The sequence below is a fragment of the Terriglobia bacterium genome (assembly GCA_020072785.1).
Taxonomy (GTDB): domain Bacteria; phylum Acidobacteriota; class Terriglobia; order Acidiferrales; family UBA7541; genus Acidiferrum.
Map to the genome: position 1 here is coordinate 58,345 of JAIQGG010000008.1, position 14,326 is coordinate 72,670.

Annotated in this window: 12 protein-coding genes; 4 read left to right on the forward strand and 8 right to left on the reverse strand. The window is 63.0% G+C overall.

Annotation, left to right across the window (positions count from 1 at the left end; translation table 11 throughout):
- Positions 1 to 108 precede the first annotated feature (108 nt).
- The 4 genes from LAN61_15295 to LAN61_15310 form a co-directional block, all read right to left on the reverse strand.
- Entirely contained in the window at positions 109 to 459 is a 351-nt protein-coding gene (locus LAN61_15295) for a hypothetical protein (GenBank protein MBZ5541881.1), read from the reverse strand.
- 373 nt (positions 460 to 832) lie between these two features.
- On the reverse strand, positions 833 to 1,612 hold the full coding sequence (locus LAN61_15300; protein ID MBZ5541882.1) for a ferredoxin--NADP reductase: 780 nt from the start codon (positions 1,610 to 1,612) through the stop codon (positions 833 to 835).
- Positions 1,613 to 1,770: 158 nt separating this feature from the next.
- Positions 1,771 to 2,892, reverse strand: coding sequence for an ABC transporter permease (locus LAN61_15305; protein MBZ5541883.1), 1,122 nt, complete (start codon positions 2,890 to 2,892; stop codon positions 1,771 to 1,773).
- A gap of 472 nt (positions 2,893 to 3,364) precedes the next feature.
- Positions 3,365 to 3,781 carry a hypothetical protein gene (locus LAN61_15310; GenBank protein MBZ5541884.1) on the reverse strand — a complete coding sequence of 139 codons (417 nt, stop codon included), beginning with the start codon at positions 3,779 to 3,781 and terminating at the stop codon, positions 3,365 to 3,367.
- A gap of 349 nt (positions 3,782 to 4,130) precedes the next feature.
- Between LAN61_15310 and LAN61_15315 the strand changes: the two genes are divergently transcribed.
- Positions 4,131 to 5,273 carry a PLP-dependent aspartate aminotransferase family protein gene (locus tag LAN61_15315; GenBank protein ID MBZ5541885.1) on the forward strand — a complete coding sequence of 381 codons (1,143 nt, stop codon included), beginning with the start codon at positions 4,131 to 4,133 and terminating at the stop codon, positions 5,271 to 5,273.
- 138 nt (positions 5,274 to 5,411) lie between these two features.
- Here the strand turns inward: LAN61_15315 and LAN61_15320 are convergent, their stop codons facing one another.
- Positions 5,412 to 5,744, reverse strand: a complete 333-nt coding sequence (locus tag LAN61_15320; protein ID MBZ5541886.1) for a divalent-cation tolerance protein CutA — start codon at positions 5,742 to 5,744, stop codon at positions 5,412 to 5,414.
- A 99-nt stretch (positions 5,745 to 5,843) separates the two neighbouring features.
- On the opposite strand from LAN61_15320, the gene LAN61_15325 reads away from it, so the two are divergent.
- Entirely contained in the window at positions 5,844 to 7,298 is a 1,455-nt protein-coding gene (locus LAN61_15325; protein ID MBZ5541887.1) for a phosphoglucomutase/phosphomannomutase family protein, read from the forward strand.
- A 6-nt stretch (positions 7,299 to 7,304) separates the two neighbouring features.
- Entirely contained in the window at positions 7,305 to 7,643 is a 339-nt protein-coding gene (locus tag LAN61_15330) for a septum formation initiator family protein (GenBank protein MBZ5541888.1), read from the forward strand.
- Here LAN61_15330 and LAN61_15335 read toward each other — a convergent pair.
- Complete coding sequence (locus tag LAN61_15335) at positions 7,588 to 8,745, reverse strand: heparan-alpha-glucosaminide N-acetyltransferase domain-containing protein (GenBank protein MBZ5541889.1); 1,158 nt, start codon at positions 8,743 to 8,745, stop codon at positions 7,588 to 7,590. The genes LAN61_15330 and LAN61_15335 overlap by 56 nt on opposite strands.
- A gap of 191 nt (positions 8,746 to 8,936) precedes the next feature.
- Here LAN61_15335 and LAN61_15340 point away from each other — a divergent pair, with 191 nt between their 5' ends.
- Positions 8,937 to 9,932 carry a CPBP family intramembrane metalloprotease gene (locus tag LAN61_15340; protein MBZ5541890.1) on the forward strand — a complete coding sequence of 332 codons (996 nt, stop codon included), beginning with the start codon at positions 8,937 to 8,939 and terminating at the stop codon, positions 9,930 to 9,932.
- 1,301 nt (positions 9,933 to 11,233) lie between these two features.
- Here LAN61_15340 and LAN61_15345 read toward each other — a convergent pair.
- Positions 11,234 to 12,010 carry a thiazole synthase gene (locus LAN61_15345; GenBank protein MBZ5541891.1) on the reverse strand — a complete coding sequence of 259 codons (777 nt, stop codon included), beginning with the start codon at positions 12,008 to 12,010 and terminating at the stop codon, positions 11,234 to 11,236.
- A 455-nt stretch (positions 12,011 to 12,465) separates the two neighbouring features.
- On the reverse strand, positions 12,466 to 14,277 hold the full coding sequence (locus LAN61_15350; protein ID MBZ5541892.1) for a long-chain fatty acid--CoA ligase: 1,812 nt from the start codon (positions 14,275 to 14,277) through the stop codon (positions 12,466 to 12,468).
- Positions 14,278 to 14,326: the final 49 nt, after the last annotated feature.

Sequence of the window (14,326 nt, forward strand, 5' to 3'; positions counted from 1 at the left end):
GCCGCTGAGGACACTTCACCCGCATTGCCGCACGGGCCTTCTTATTCCATTCTTGCGTGGAGTAACTTCGGGGCCTTCAACGAGGACAAAAACAACCATTACCCGGCTTCAACTTTTCATCCGCAGGATCAATCCGTATAGGGCAAACCCCAGCCCGGCCAGAAACAACAACGGTGTGAGGTATTCGAACACCACCGGGCTGATTGGAATCGGCAGCGTCAGTGCGCTATAACCACCGGCAAAGAAATGCACCACCGCGGCCAGCAGCATGTACAGCAGACCCCGCCGCACTTCCCGGCGCCCGTCCGATCCCGCAGGCGCGCTCGGCGCCGCAACTTTCTTGAGTTCCGGCAGTGCTTCGCGGCAATACGGGCACGTCGGGCGCGGCCCGGTCACCATTTTTCCGCAATACACGCACTGCCGCTTCATATCGGCCTGGCTCTGCCAAGGAGAACTCATGTCGTGCCTGCCGCCTTTCCAGCCAAAGCCGTACCCAGCCCCATGCCCGCTCGCACCGCGTGCCCGGATCCCCGATCCCAAACAAGTTCTAGCCTAGGTTCGCCCCGCCGAATTCGTCAAGCTTCTTCGCGCCGGAGAGTAAACACACCTCCGCCTCGTCATCACAATCTGCTGCTGAATTTTTTAAAGGGAAAAACGCCCGACTGCGTGTCCAGATCCGCTCCCGCGCCGGCACCCTGCGGATTGCCGTCGAGTCGCCGGAAGAATCGGTGCACATCGCGTGCCCGCTGGCCGCCCGTTGACCGCTTCGCGGTCGCTCAAAACATCGACGGCCTTTCCTCGGAGCTGGAGGCCCGCCGCCCCGCGGCCCGACTCAATGCCCGGCCGCGTCCGTCGACGGGATGAAGTACACTTCCTCGCTGATCGTCTCTTTCTTCCACCCCGCGCGCTGCAGGATCCCCCGCCCGTGGTCCACCATGTTCGGATGCCCGCACAGGTACGCGCTGGTCTTTGCCGGATCCAGCCCCCACTGGTCGGTGTACTTGCGGATGATGTCGTCCACCCGCCCCGTCTCCCCCTTCCACGAGGGGTCTTCCCACGGCCGGCTCACCGTCGCCACGTACTTCAGCCACGGCACTTCCGCAGCGATGCTCTCCAGTTCCTCGCGGAACCCGAATTCGTTCGAGTGGCTCGCTCCCTGCAGCAGGTAAAACTGGTGGTCGCCCGGCGTCTTCCCCTTCTTCCAGTCGTGATGAAACGTCCGGACGTAGCTGACAAACGGCGCTACCCCGGTCACCGTCGCCAGCAGCAGGTGGTTCGTCCGCCCGCTCTTCAGGTCCAGCGTGAAGCGGCCCTTGGCGATGCGCCGGATGCTCAGCGTCTCCCCGGGCTTCTTGTCGTAGAGATGCGGCGTCAGGGTCCCCTCGCGCACCAGTTCGATGAAAAACTCCAGATCCTGCTCATACGGCGAAGACGCGATCGAATACGCCCGCTCGATCAGTTTCCCGTTCTTTTCTTCGCCCAGAGTGGCGTACTGCCCCGCCACGTAATGGAAATGGCCCCCGGGGTGCACTCGCATCACCCACAGATTCGGGGAAAGCTCCCTCCGGCCCGCGATCTTGGCCTTGTAGTGTTTCTCCGATGACTGCGTCATAACCGGGTCTCCTGGCCGCCAAAGAATCGAAAATCCTACCAAAAAAAACCGCGGGCGGAGCATTTATTTGCCCCACCCGCTAAAAATTCTTTTGACGCTCTCGCTCTTGGCCTTGGACGCCCTCCTCAAAATCGCGCCGCCGCGCAAAAACCCGAGGCCTATTCGTAGGCCAGCGCCACTACCGGATCGTAACCCGCCGCCCGGACCGCCGGATAGACTGCTCCGGCGGATGCCCCCAGCAGCGCCAGGGCAATGGAAGAAAAAACCCAGCCCGGGGAGATCAGGATCATCAGACTCGGCGAGGTCTGCTTCAGAACCGCCTCCGCCAGAAACGTGATTACGATGCCCAGCGCGCTCCCGCTCACGGCGATCACCAGCGTCTCCGTGAGCAGCAGCCGCACAATGTCGAAACGCGAAAAACCCAGCGCCTTCAGAATCCCGATCTCGCGCGTGCGCTCCTGCACCATGGTGTGCATCGTCAGCAGCACCACCAGAAAGCTGATCACCAGCCCCAGCCCCACCATGGTCCGGATAAATGGTTTCAACTCCGGCAGCTTCGAGGAATTCATCAGCGTCACGTACTCCGTCGTCGAGCGGATGCTGTTCTTCGGCAGCAGCTTCACGATCTCGGCCCGCGTCCCCGCCGTGTCTCCCTTGCTGCGCACGTAGAACATGGACACCTTTTTCTCCGCGCTGGCGATGTCCTGCGCCGTGCTCAACGGGATGAAGAACCGCGCCCCCTTCCCGTGCGTCACAATTCCCGAAATCCGGAAGTTGTGATTCAGCAGCGTGATCGTATCCCCCACCTTCAGATGCTTCGTCTGCGCCACGATATCGTCGGCCAGCGCCTCGTCCGCACTCGCAAACGGCCCCCCTTCCTGGTACAGGAATCCCTGGCTCAAGGCGTTGAACCGCCGGTAGTCGATCCCATACACCACCGCGAACTGCTTCTGATCCATTAGGATCAGCGTCGGCGCCACTTCATCCACGCCGGGCAGCTCCGCGATCGTGTCCCCGACCGATTCCTGCATCACCGCGCTCGAGAGGGCGAAGAAAATAGAGGAGTTGGGTGGCTGCACCAGGATGTCGGCGCCCACCCCTTCGACGCGCTTGCCCCATTCGGAGACCACCCCCGACGTCAGCCCCGCGATCATCAGCACCAGAATCACCTGAATGGCAATTGCCGTGATGGCCAGCACGGAGCGAAGCGGCCGGGCCAACAGATTGCCCCACAGCATCTGGAAGCGCGAGAAGTACACTTCAGTGTGTTCAGCGGTCATTTGTATGTAGGCGTGACCGCGAAACGGTCAACGCGGTTCTGTGCGTACTCTAACATCCCTGTTTCGAGCGGGTCAAAAAAACCGCGAGCAAAAAATGGCAGGGAGCGTCCCATGTGCAAGCCGTGTGCCGAACCCGCTGTCCGTATTTTTCTCTTCTGTAAATTTCAACACTTGTGTTGAAAACCATGTGGAAAAGCACGCCTCGTTCCCCGCTAACTCTACGCGGCTCAACACCCTGATGCGGTTTGCACAATTAGAGGGCAATGCCCAAGCAAGAAAGTTTCATCGCGTGACAGTTGGATCGTGAAAAGGTCAGGAACGGAACAAAACATTCCGCTGGGCAAAAAAAGTCGCTGCACACTGCCGCACGATTTGCTCTCTTCAACGGTTCCCCGGTTCAACCGTTCAACTCTTTCACTCTTCGACTCTTACTCTCTTGAACTCTGCGGCTTTTTTCTCTGCCGCCCGCGCCTCAGTACCAGCGCGGTGGCTTTTCGAGGTGTATTTGAATGGTCTGCTGCGGGTCGGTGATCTCGTACCAGCGTCCGTAAGTCTTCCAGCCTTCCGCAATCACCTGGATCAGAACTTTCCCGAGCGGCGCATCGGGCACGTGCGTGATGCCCTCGCGGTTGGTCTTGACGTTCAGCTCGTACTTCTTGTCCTTGATGAGCTTGCGCTCGATGACGAACTTCACGTACACGCTGGCATTTTCCACGGGAACGTTCTTCTCGCCGCCGGTGACTTCGATCGTCAGGCGGTTCAGCGCAGCGGGCGCTTGGGCTTTGGGCTTGCCCGCCGCCTGGTTCTTGTCTTGCGCACGTCCGGATCCGGCCGGCAGGGCCAAGACTCCCAGAATCATGATCGTGTAAAAGAGAGAAGACCGTCTCATTTGCTGGACTCCATCCTCCACGGCCGGGCTATGCAGGTCAAGTGCCGCGTATACTCTTTTCGGATGCTCCCAGAAACGCGCCGGCTGCTTGCCCGCGGGCATCGCCCCTTTCGATCTCTTGTCGCGCCGGCTCTGGGACAGCATCCTCTTGCCGCGGCACGGGCCAAATCGGACTACGGCCCCTTTTTCCCTGCAATTGACTCTCCGCGACGGCTCTTGTAACTTCTCAACACTCTGCTGGTCCGGAAGTCGAGCGGGCTTGCCAGCCTGTACATCCCGGGCGTTCCGTCATTTGCGGATTCGAGAACGCGGCGCCGCGCCTCTGGCGTCGCAACGCGAGGAGAACACCATGGGCTTTGCCACAGATGCCATCCACGTCGGTCAGGAGCCGGATCCCTCCACCGGGGCGATCGTCGCGCCGATCTACCAGACCTCCACCTACGTGCTGCAGGAGTTCGGCAAGTACACCGCCGGCTACGACTACGCCCGCACCAACCATCCCAACCGCAAGGCCCTCGAGCGCTGCGTGGCTAAGCTCGAAGGCGGCCAGAACGCCTATGTCTTCTCCTCCGGCATGGCCGGCATCGATGCCGTCTTCCGCCTGCTCCGCCCCGGCGACCACATCGTCGTCTCCGAGGCCGTCTATGGCGGCGTCTATCGCCTTTCCACGCAGTTCCTCGTGCAGTTCGGCCTGGAATTCAGCTTCGTGGACACTTCCTCGCAGGACAAACTGGCCGCGGCCCTGCGCCCCAACACCAAAATGATCTACCTCGAGACCCCCACCAACCCCACCATCATTCTTTCCGACATCGCCTCCACCGCCGCTCTCGCCAACGCCCGGGGCATCACCCTGGTCGTGGACAACACCTTCCTCAGCCCCTACCTGCAGAATCCCCTGGCTCTCGGCGCGCACATCGTGGTCCATTCCATGACCAAGTACTTGAACGGCCACAGCGACGCCACCGGCGGCGCGGTCGTCCTCACCCGCCCCGCCGATGCCGAGAAAATCTACTTCATCCAGCGCTCCGCGGGCTCCGGTCTCGCCCCCATGGATTGCTTCCTCGTCTCCCGCGGCATCAAGACCTTGGCCGTGCGCATGCTCCAGCACAATGCCAACGGTATCGCCGTCGCCAAGCACCTCGACTCCCACCCCAAAATCAAGAAGGTCTACTACCCCGGACTGCCCTCGCACCCGCAGCACGAACTCGCCCGCAAACAGCAGAAGGGTCCCGGCGCCATGCTCTCCTTTGAACTGGGCTCCGCCGAAGCCGCACGCGCCCTGCTCAACAACGTAAAACTCTGCTCCCTCGCCGAAAGCCTTGGTGGCGTCGAGACCCTCATCTCCCACCCCGCCTCCATGACCCACGCTTCCATTCCCGCCGAGATTCGCAAGAACATCGGCATCACCGAAGGACTCGTCCGCCTCTCCGTCGGCATCGAAGACGTCGCAGACCTCATCGCCGACCTCGACCAGGCCCTGCTGTACATCTAGCCGCCGGCGAAAAAAGGGGAGTCTGTCGTTCTGTGCCCATCCGATGTTGACCGCTTTGCGGTCACCCAGAATGAGGTTGGGCGATCGTGGATTCCGACTCCTGTCGGAAAGGATCTAACCCACCACCTCCGTGCCCGTTCATCGCGTGATACTCCCGCCTAGCCAGTGCAGATACTCGCGCGAACCCGCCACAATGGGCAGCGCGATGAATTCCGGCACCTCGTAGCTGTGCAGCCGCTTCACTTCCTTTTCCATGGCGCCCAGGCGCTTGGCCGTCGTCTTTATGATCAGCAGAAATTCGCGTGCCCGCTCCACCTTCCTTTTCCAGCGATAGACCGATTCCACCGGCGCGCTCACGATATTCGCGCATGCCGCCAAGCGCGCCTCCACCACCCCGCGCGCAATCCGCCGCGCTTCCCGCAGCGATCCGCACGTCACCAGCACCACACGCTTCTGTCCTCCGGTGATCATCGCGCACCTCCGTGTCCCACGAACAAGTCTCGCGGTGGAAGGCACAGCCCCGCGAACAGCGCTTTTGCCTTTCCCCGCAGCACGTTAGAATACCCGGCCATGGGTACTTCACGATACGCGGCCGCGAAGCCCTCGACCCCCATCAAGTTCGGCACCTCCGGCTGGCGCGGCCTCATCGCCGACGATTTTACCTTCGCCAGCGTGCGCCTCGCCGTCGCTGCCATCGCCGGGCACGCCAGAAGCCGTGCCAAGCACCCCACTCTGCTCGTCGCCTGCGATACGCGATTCTTCTCCGAAGAGTTCACGCAGCTCGCCGTCGAAGTGCTGCAGCAGCACGGCATCCGCGTCCTGCGCGCCAGCACTTTTGCCCCCACCCCCGCCGTGGCCCTCGAAATCATGCGCCGCAAACTCGACGGCGCCATCAACTTCACCGCCAGCCACAATCCCGCCGAATACCACGGCCTGAAATTCTCTTCCGCCGATGCCGGCCCCGCGCTTCCCGAAGTCACCAGGGACATCGAGGCCCGCGTCGCGAAACTGGTCGCCTCCGGCGGCGTGGCCCGCGCCAGGCACAACGGCAAATCCGCGCCTCCCGCCGCGGAAATCATCTCCCTCGCCGAGCCTTTTCTCCAGCGCATGGGAGAGCTTGTCCGTTTCGACGTCATCCGCAAATCCGGCATGAAGTTCGTCGTTGATCCGCGCCATGGCAGCGGCATCGGCTACCTCGACCGCGCGCTCGCCGCACACGGCATTCCCGTGCAGGCCATCCACACCAAGCGCGACGTCCTCTTCGACGGCAAAGGCCCGGACGTTTCCGAGGAGATTCTCGAGCCCCTGAGCCAGGCCGTGCGCCAGGCCGGAGCCACCGCGGGCCTGGCCACCGACGGCGACGCCGACCGCTTCGGCATCGTGGACCGCGACGGCGCCTGGATTTCCCCCAATCACATCCTCGCGCTTCTCTATGACTACGTCTGCGAGACCCGCGGCTGGAACCTGGCCGCGGCGCGCAGCGTAGCCACCTCCCAGATGATTGATGCGGCCGCCGCGGCGCGCGGGCGGAAGACTTACCAGACGCCCGTGGGTTTCAAGTACATTGGCCAGCTCATCCGCGAAGACAAGATCGCCCTGGGCGGCGAAGAGAGCGCCGGGCTCTCCATCCGCGGGCACATTCCCGAAAAGGACGGCATCCTGGCTTGCCTGCTCGTCGCGGAAATGACTGCGGCGCGCGGCGCATCGCTCGGCGAGCAGATTCGCGCGGCGTTCCGCAAGTTGGGGCGCGAATTCTGGCCGCTGCGCCAGAATCTGCACCTGAGCGAAGAAGAAAAGAGCCGCGCGCTGGCGAAGATCAGCGCGGACGCCAGCACCGTGGCCGGGCGCAAAGTCGCGAGCACGGACCGCACCGACGGCGCAAAATTCGTCTTCGGCGACGGCGCGTGGATGCTCTGCCGCATGTCCGGCACGGAGCCCCTGCTGCGCCTGTACACCGAAACGGACAGCGCGGAAGCCTCGGCGCGCCTGGCGCGCGATGCGGCCGGCTGGCTGTTGAAGGACTAGCGCGCCATGGCCCTCCCTGACAACCTGCCATCTTTCCTGCGGCGGCACGGGCGCACGATCCTGGGCCTGCTGATGGTGCTGCTGCTGATGGACAACATCTTCGGCACGCACGGCTATCTGGCCATGCGGCGCACCCAGAAAGAGATTGCCGCGCTGAAGAAGGACCTGCAGCGGCTGAACGACGAGAACCAGCAGCTTGCCGAGCAGGTCAAGGCGTTGAAGAGCGACCCGCAACTCATCGAAAAAATCGCCCGCGACGAGCTGGGCCTGGCGCGCCCCGGCGAAGTGATTATCCGGATCCCGCAGCAGCCCGCGAATTCTTCAGCCGCGCCAGGAAAGCCCTAAAGCGATCCTTTTTCAGGCCCGTGCGCGCGAGCGACAGCGCGAGCATGGCCAGAAAGATGACCAGCAAGCCGGCGCTGGCCCGCGCCACCGAACACTTCCCCTTGGGCAGGATCGAAAAGCCCCCGTACACGAATTCGATGTGCACCCAGTAGACGAGCAACGAAGTCTTGCCGAGCTGCACGAGCGGGCTGAAGCCCTTCAAGGCCAGGCCCCAGCGGCACCACGCGTAAACCAAAAAGAGAATTACCAGCAGCAGGCCGCAGCGCATGAGAAAGAAGTTGGGGCTGGTGTGCCAGTAGTCGTAAACGGCGTAGAGGCGCACCCGCGCGCGATCAAAAAAGATAGAAAGCAGAGCGGCGAGAATTCCGGCCCCGCCGAGAGCGGCGACGACGGCGGCTGGTTTCTTCTGCGCGTACTCGGAAAAGAGCAGAAAGCCGGCGGCGAGACCCGCGAAAGCGAAGGCCGCCCAGGGAAAGAGCGGGAAGAGCCAGGGCTGCGGCTCCTTGAAGATGTGCACGCCGTTGACGTAGGACTCCAGAAACCACGGGAGCCAGCGCGGGCGGTGCGTGGTCCACAGCGGCGGCGTGACCAGGGCCACGAACGCGGCCGCGGCCAGCGCGGCGAAAATGTTGCGCAGGCGCACGCTCGCCGCAGCACCGGCGGCGGATGGCGCTGCCGCCGCGGCCACCAGCCAGCAGAGCACGCCCATCAGCATCATGGAGAGGCCGAGGATGTTCAGGACGTCCACGCGTAGGAGATCGGTCCACGGCGCCGAGGGATAGCCCAGGGCAAATTCCTGCACGCGGAAGAGCAGGCCCATGCCGAAAATCTCCGCGCCGCGCCGGATGGTGGTGCGGGCGATGGCGTTCGGGGCCTCGCCCTTGGCGCGCAGGCGCTCCGTCACCAGCGCGAAGGATACGCCGGCGAGAAAGACGAAAAGCGGCGCGGGAAACGTGCCGCCCAACTGCGACCACATAAAGAATGTCGTTTTGCGCGCGGCCGGGCTCAGCCAGGAATCGTAGGCGTGCGTCTGAAACATGAGCACACAGGCCAGGCCGCGCATCCAGTCAATATAAGCAAGCCGTTGCTGTGTTTGACTCATGGTTAGGGGCACGGCTCCATCAACGTACCAGCAATGCGCGGCTGACTTTTCCAGGTGCGGCCGCGAAGCGGCCGACGCATCCAGTCAATATAAGCAAGCCGTTGCGCGGCGGTCTGCGCCGGGGATTGGATGGGTCCGGTCAGTTGTCCGGTCATATGCCAGCTTGGTTCTGTGCGATACACTAACGTACTTTGTCGCCCTCGCGTCAACCCGGTGCGCAACTTCCCACCCTGGCCTGTCTCGGCCTGTGGGCGGGGGTGTGCCTGGGGGTGGCGCTCTACGCTTCGTGGCACGGCTACGGCGGCCGCGGTTTTGCCGCGACGCTGACGGTCTTCGCGTTCCTGCTGGCGGCGGTGCTTTTCCCCGCGGCGCGCGGCGTCTCCGAATGGCTCGGCGCAATGTTCGGCTCCGGAACGGGCTACCTTCTCGGGGCGGCCGCATATCTCGCGTATCTGCTGTACGCGCTCGAAAACGGCGTGCTCGCGTTCCGCCCCGCCGGAATTGCCGCGGCGCTGGTGTTTTTGCCGCTCTTGCTCGCGGCCTCGGCCGAAGGCGCGGCGCCCGGCGCCTGGCAGGATTTCCTTACACTGGCGGGCCTGTGGGCCGCGGTGAAGTTTCTGCCGCTGCGCGAACTCCTGGCCCTTCCCAGCGGCCAGCCCGGACACATTCTGGCGGTGCTTTTGGCCCTGACCATCGCCCTGGCGGCCTTCCTCTTTGCGCGCCGCGTGGACGGCACCGGCTATGCGCTCGGCTGGGGCCGTGGCTGGGGACTTTATATACTCGGAAGCTTCGCGGTCTTTCTGGTGATCGCCGCGCCGCTCGGCCAGGCCATCCATTTCATCCGCTTCGAGCCGCAGCTTCAAGCGTGGCGAACGATTCCCATCACGGCATTGGGGATTTTCTTCTTCACCGCGTGGCCCGAGGAGTTTTTCTTCCGCGGCCTGTTGCAGAACCTGCTGTCGCGCGCGTCGAAGAGCGAATTCGCCGGCTGGTGGACGGCCGCGCTGCTCTTCGGCCTGGCGCACATCACCAACAGCGGCTTCCCCAACTGGCGCTACGCGCTGCTGGCGGCGATTGCCGGCCTGTGCTACGGCTGGGCGTGGCGCAAGAGCGGTTCGATCTTCGCCTCGGCGCTGGTGCACACGCTGGTCAACGTGACGTGGCACTTCTTTTTCCGCACGCTGTGAGCTGGTTAACAGAATGACCCCCACCCCCCTGGTTTTCTTGTAACTGCAGATTCCAGTAGAGATGAAGTCGTTTGTTTTGGAACTGCAGATTGCAAGGGAGTTGAAAGTTGACAGTTGAAAGTTGAAAGTAAGACCCCACACCCCCGGTGTTTTTGCAAAGAGTGCGCATGCTTTTGATTCCGGGAGGGTTGCGGCGCGCTCCTGTTTTTGGAAGAGTGCAAAGAGTGGGCAATTTATTGATTGCAGGAGAGTTGCGACACGCTCCTGTTTTCTGAAGAGCGTGAGGTGAAGTAATGAAGTAAGGAGATAACGAGGTAATGAGAGGAGCGGGCGGAGGTGCGGGCCGCGATTCACGGGGAATGATAGCAGCAGAGGTACTAGTTGTCAATTAGATACTGATAAATGGTTTGTCTGCTGGGGGATAGCCGGGGTGTCTATTCGAACTGGCAGGGGGGAACGGGTGAGCGCTGGTTTCTGCGGCAAGGAGTGCGCCAGCCGCGAATAAAGTCCCCACGCGTAAAACCGACGCATGGAGCACCCGGCGCAGAACTTTTTTTGAATGGCTCTATGAGAGGGACACAGCTCCGGAATTGTTCGACAGGCGCCGCCGCTAGAGCGTTCGCCGAACTATTTCTGCGTGGAGGTCCTGAAGCCGCGAGCCAGAACAATCAGGCTGACAAACCCGGCGATTGTCCACATGAAAGCGCTGGCCACATCTACCGCAAACATTGCAGCGGGAGTCAAAGACACGTGACGGACCACAACCAGCGCGCCGACACTCGCAAGCGCGCCAAATACCACCCGATCTGCCCAGAAGGAAGACCTATACGCGATTGAAACGGCGATAAAGATCGCGAACGCAAAGAAGAGAGTGTCAATGTTAAAGAGATTCTCTCGGTGTCGAACACCTCTGGCGATCGAAGTCCACGAGCGCACACTTGAAATTAAGCAGAGAAGCGAGACCAGAGCACATATCGCTCGATTGTTGAGTAGTCCCTGGGGCAGACTCATTGGGCGGGTGGCTCACTCCTCCGAATATTCCCTTCTTCCTGGCGGCGCACGGTGAAAGCATAGCACTTCGGCAAGTCAGCATGGAGTAGAGAGATGGGGGTGGGAAGGCCCGCCCTCTGAAGAGGGCGGCTACAGAAATTCGATGGGTTTTTCCGGCAGGACATAAACCACATTGCGATGCGTGCGCCGGAACATGCAATTGTGTTCGTGCTGCAGCGGGCGGGGCCCCGACTGCTGTCCGGGGCAAGCAAGCCCCGCCCCTACAGCATGACTCTTGTGAGAAAGGCGGGTTAGCGGACGAGGCCGGTGAGGGGGCTGGAGGCGGTGGCGTAGAGGCGCTTGGGCATGCGGCCGGCGAGGAAGGCTTTGCGGCCGGCGCTGGTGGCGTCGCGCATGGCTTCGGCCATGAGCACGGCGTCCTGGGCCTCGGCGATGGCGGTGTTCATGAGGATGGCGTCGGCGCCCAGCTCCATGGCCATGGCGGCGTCGGAGGCGGTGCCCACGCCGGCGTCCACGATCATGGGGACTTCGGTGATGCGCTCGCGGAGGATGCGCAGGTTGGCGGCGTTCTGGATGCCCAGGCCGGAGCCGATGGGCGCGGCGAGGGGCATGACGGCGGCGGCGCCGGCGTCAATGAGCTTGCGCGCGGCGATCAGGTCATCGTTGGTGTAGGGCAGGACGACGAAGCCTTCCTTGACCAGGACCCTGGTGGCTTCGATGAGCTGCTCGGTGTCCGGGAAGAGGGTTTGCTGGTCGCCGATGACCTCCAGCTTGACCCAGTTGGAGAGGCCGACTTCGCGGCCGAGGCGCGCGGTGCGGATGGCTTCGTCGGCGGTGTAGCAGCCGGCGGTGTTGGGCAAAATGAAGATCTTTTCGCGGTCGATGTAGTCGAGCAGGGATTCCTTGGATTTGTCGGTGAGGTTGACGCGGCGGACAGCGACGGTGACCATGTCCGCGCCGGAAGCGGCGTGGGCTTTGGCCATCTCCGGGAAGGTGCGGTATTTGCCGGTGCCGACAATCAGCCGGGATTTGAAAGCGCGGCCTGCGATAACCAGTTCATCTGCCATGGGTAAGCTCCAACGGGCATTGTACTCTTCGGGCGCGCGCCAGCGAAAGGGCGGGGGAAGAGAAAGATAACGCAGAGACGCAGAGGACGCAGAGGGAAGAAAAGAGGAGGGCTTGGCGGCGGGAGCGGCAGAACAGGCAATCGTGTTCGTGCTGCAGCGGGCGGGGCAAGCCCGGCCCCTACAGCGTGACTCTGGGGAGAAAGACGGGATAACGCAGAGACGCAGAGGACGCAGAGGGAAGAAAAGAGGAGGGCTTGGCGGCGGGAGCGGCAGAACAGGCAATCGTGTTCGTGCTGCAGCGGGCACGGCGTGCCGTGCCCCTACCGATGAACTTGTGAGAAATGAGGGTGAAACGGTCGAAGAAAAGCGAGAGCCGCGGCGAGCGCGGGGGCGGGGGCGCGCAGCGATCGGGCGGTGCAACTTCTTAACTATTCAACTTTCAATTTTGAACTTCTTTATTCCTGATAGATGGGGCGGGGCTCGGCGACGTCGGCGTAGAGGCGGTCGATGACGTCGCGGAACTGCTGCTCGACGACGCGGCGCTTGAGCTTCATGGTGTAGGTGAGGCCGCCGTTCTGGAAGGTGAAGTCTTCGGGGAGCAGGGCGAAGCGCTTGATGGTTTCGTACTGCGCGAGGTTGGCGGTAAGGCGCTGCACCTCGGTTTCGATGAGGGTGTGCACCCAGGGGTCGGCAACCAATTCGGCGGCGGAGGCGAAGGATTTGCCCTGCTCGCGGGCCAGCGCGGCGACGGATTGGAAATTGGGCACGATCAGGGCCACGACGAATTTGCGCTGGTCGCCCACGACCATGGCGTTGAGGATGCACGGGCTGGTCTTCAGCTTGTTCTCGATGGGCTGCGGGGCCACGAATTTTCCGGCCGCGGTCTTCAGCAGGTCCTTCTTGCGGTCGGTGATGAAGAGGTAGCCGTCGGCGTCGAGGAAGCCGATGTCGCCGGTGGCGAACCAGCCGTCTTCGCTGAGGACTTCGCGCGTGGCCTGCGCGTCCTTGTAGTAGCCCTGCATGACGCAGGGGCCGTGGACCAGGATTTCGCCGTCCTCGGCGATGCGCACCTGCACATGCGGGATAAGCTTGCCGGAGCTGCCGATGCGGTTCACCGGATAGTTGCTGGAAACGATGGGCGAAGTCTCCGTGAGGCCGTAGCCCTGGTAGATGGGCACGCCGACGGACCAGAAGAATTCCGCGAGATCCTTGGAAAGCGGGGCGCCGCCGGAAAAAGCGATGCGCAGGCGCCCGCCGGTGGCGGCGCGGATCCTGGAGTAGACGATTTTGTCGGCGAGCGTCCACTGCAGGCGCACGCCCAGGCCGGGGTCGCGTCCCACGGTGCGCCAGGCCACGGCGTGGCTGGCGACGTGCATGGCCCAGCGGAACAGGTTGCGCTTGATTCCCCGCGCATGGCCGCCCTGCTCCATAAGCCGGGCATAGATTTTTTCGAAAAAGCGCGGCACCGCGGCCAGCACCGTGGGCCGTACCTCCACGAGGGCCTGCGGAACGTTTTCCATCTGCTCGACATAGGCCACGGTGACGCCGTTAAAGAGATAGACGTAATCCAGGAGCCGGCCGAAAACGTGCGAGAGCGGGAGGAAGGAGAGCGCGACATCCACCCCGGCCTGGAGATCGAAGGCAACGCAGGCATCGGTGGCGTTGGAGCAGAAATTGGTGTGCGAGAGCATGACGCCCTTGGGCTCGCCGGTGGTGCCCGAGGTGTAGATGAGCGAAGCGAGCTGGCCGGGCAAGACCTGCGAGGCGTGCAAGCGGTAGCCGGCGATCTCATGGTCGCCGGCGGAGGCAATGAGCGTTTCGTAGCGCAGGCATTCCGCGGGGAGCTCCCCGCCGCCGTCGGCGACGATGACCTGCTCGACTTCCTGGAGCTGCGCGCGGACGGCGAGAAGCTTCTGCACTTGCGCGGCGCCGGCCACGATGACGACCTTCGCGCCGGAATGGTTGAGGATGTAGGTCATGCGCTCGGCGGATTCGTTGAAGTAGATGGGGACGTTGACGCCGCCGGCCCCGGTGATGGCGAAATCGGCGATGTGCCATTCGGGGCGGTTGGGAGTGAAGAGGCCGACGCGGTCGCCGGGCTTCACGCCCAGCTCGACCAGCGCGGCGCACAGACCGGCGACGCAGCGCAGGAACTCCGCCGAGGAGGTGGCCTCCCAGCGGGCCTCGCGGCGCACGAGTTGCGCGCGCGGATTCGGCATGGAATCCACGGCATTGAGAAAGCGCGAAGGCAGCGTGCCGTAGGTCATCGCACAGCTCTTATAGCGCCACTGTACTAAAGCGGGCCAGCGGGCGCAA

What these genes read in the sequence shown, in the direction of transcription:
- LAN61_15325 (MBZ5541887.1), top strand. Translation starts at nt 5,844, where the DNA reads ATGGGTACTTCACGATACGCGGCCGCGAAGCCCTCGACCCCCATCAAG.
- LAN61_15330 (MBZ5541888.1), top strand. Translation starts at nt 7,305, where the DNA reads ATGGCCCTCCCTGACAACCTGCCATCTTTCCTGCGGCGGCACGGGCGC.
- LAN61_15320 (MBZ5541886.1), bottom strand. Translation starts at nt 5,744, where the DNA reads ATGATCACCGGAGGACAGAAGCGTGTGGTGCTGGTGACGTGCGGATCG.
- LAN61_15300 (MBZ5541882.1), bottom strand. Translation starts at nt 1,612, where the DNA reads ATGACGCAGTCATCGGAGAAACACTACAAGGCCAAGATCGCGGGCCGG.
- LAN61_15335 (MBZ5541889.1), bottom strand. Translation starts at nt 8,745, where the DNA reads ATGAGTCAAACACAGCAACGGCTTGCTTATATTGACTGGATGCGCGGC.
- LAN61_15310 (MBZ5541884.1), bottom strand. Translation starts at nt 3,781, where the DNA reads ATGAGACGGTCTTCTCTCTTTTACACGATCATGATTCTGGGAGTCTTG.
- LAN61_15305 (MBZ5541883.1), bottom strand. Translation starts at nt 2,892, where the DNA reads ATGACCGCTGAACACACTGAAGTGTACTTCTCGCGCTTCCAGATGCTG.
- LAN61_15345 (MBZ5541891.1), bottom strand. Translation starts at nt 12,010, where the DNA reads ATGGCAGATGAACTGGTTATCGCAGGCCGCGCTTTCAAATCCCGGCTG.
- LAN61_15350 (MBZ5541892.1), bottom strand. Translation starts at nt 14,277, where the DNA reads ATGACCTACGGCACGCTGCCTTCGCGCTTTCTCAATGCCGTGGATTCC.
- LAN61_15295 (MBZ5541881.1), bottom strand. Translation starts at nt 459, where the DNA reads ATGAGTTCTCCTTGGCAGAGCCAGGCCGATATGAAGCGGCAGTGCGTG.
- LAN61_15315 (MBZ5541885.1), top strand. Translation starts at nt 4,131, where the DNA reads ATGGGCTTTGCCACAGATGCCATCCACGTCGGTCAGGAGCCGGATCCC.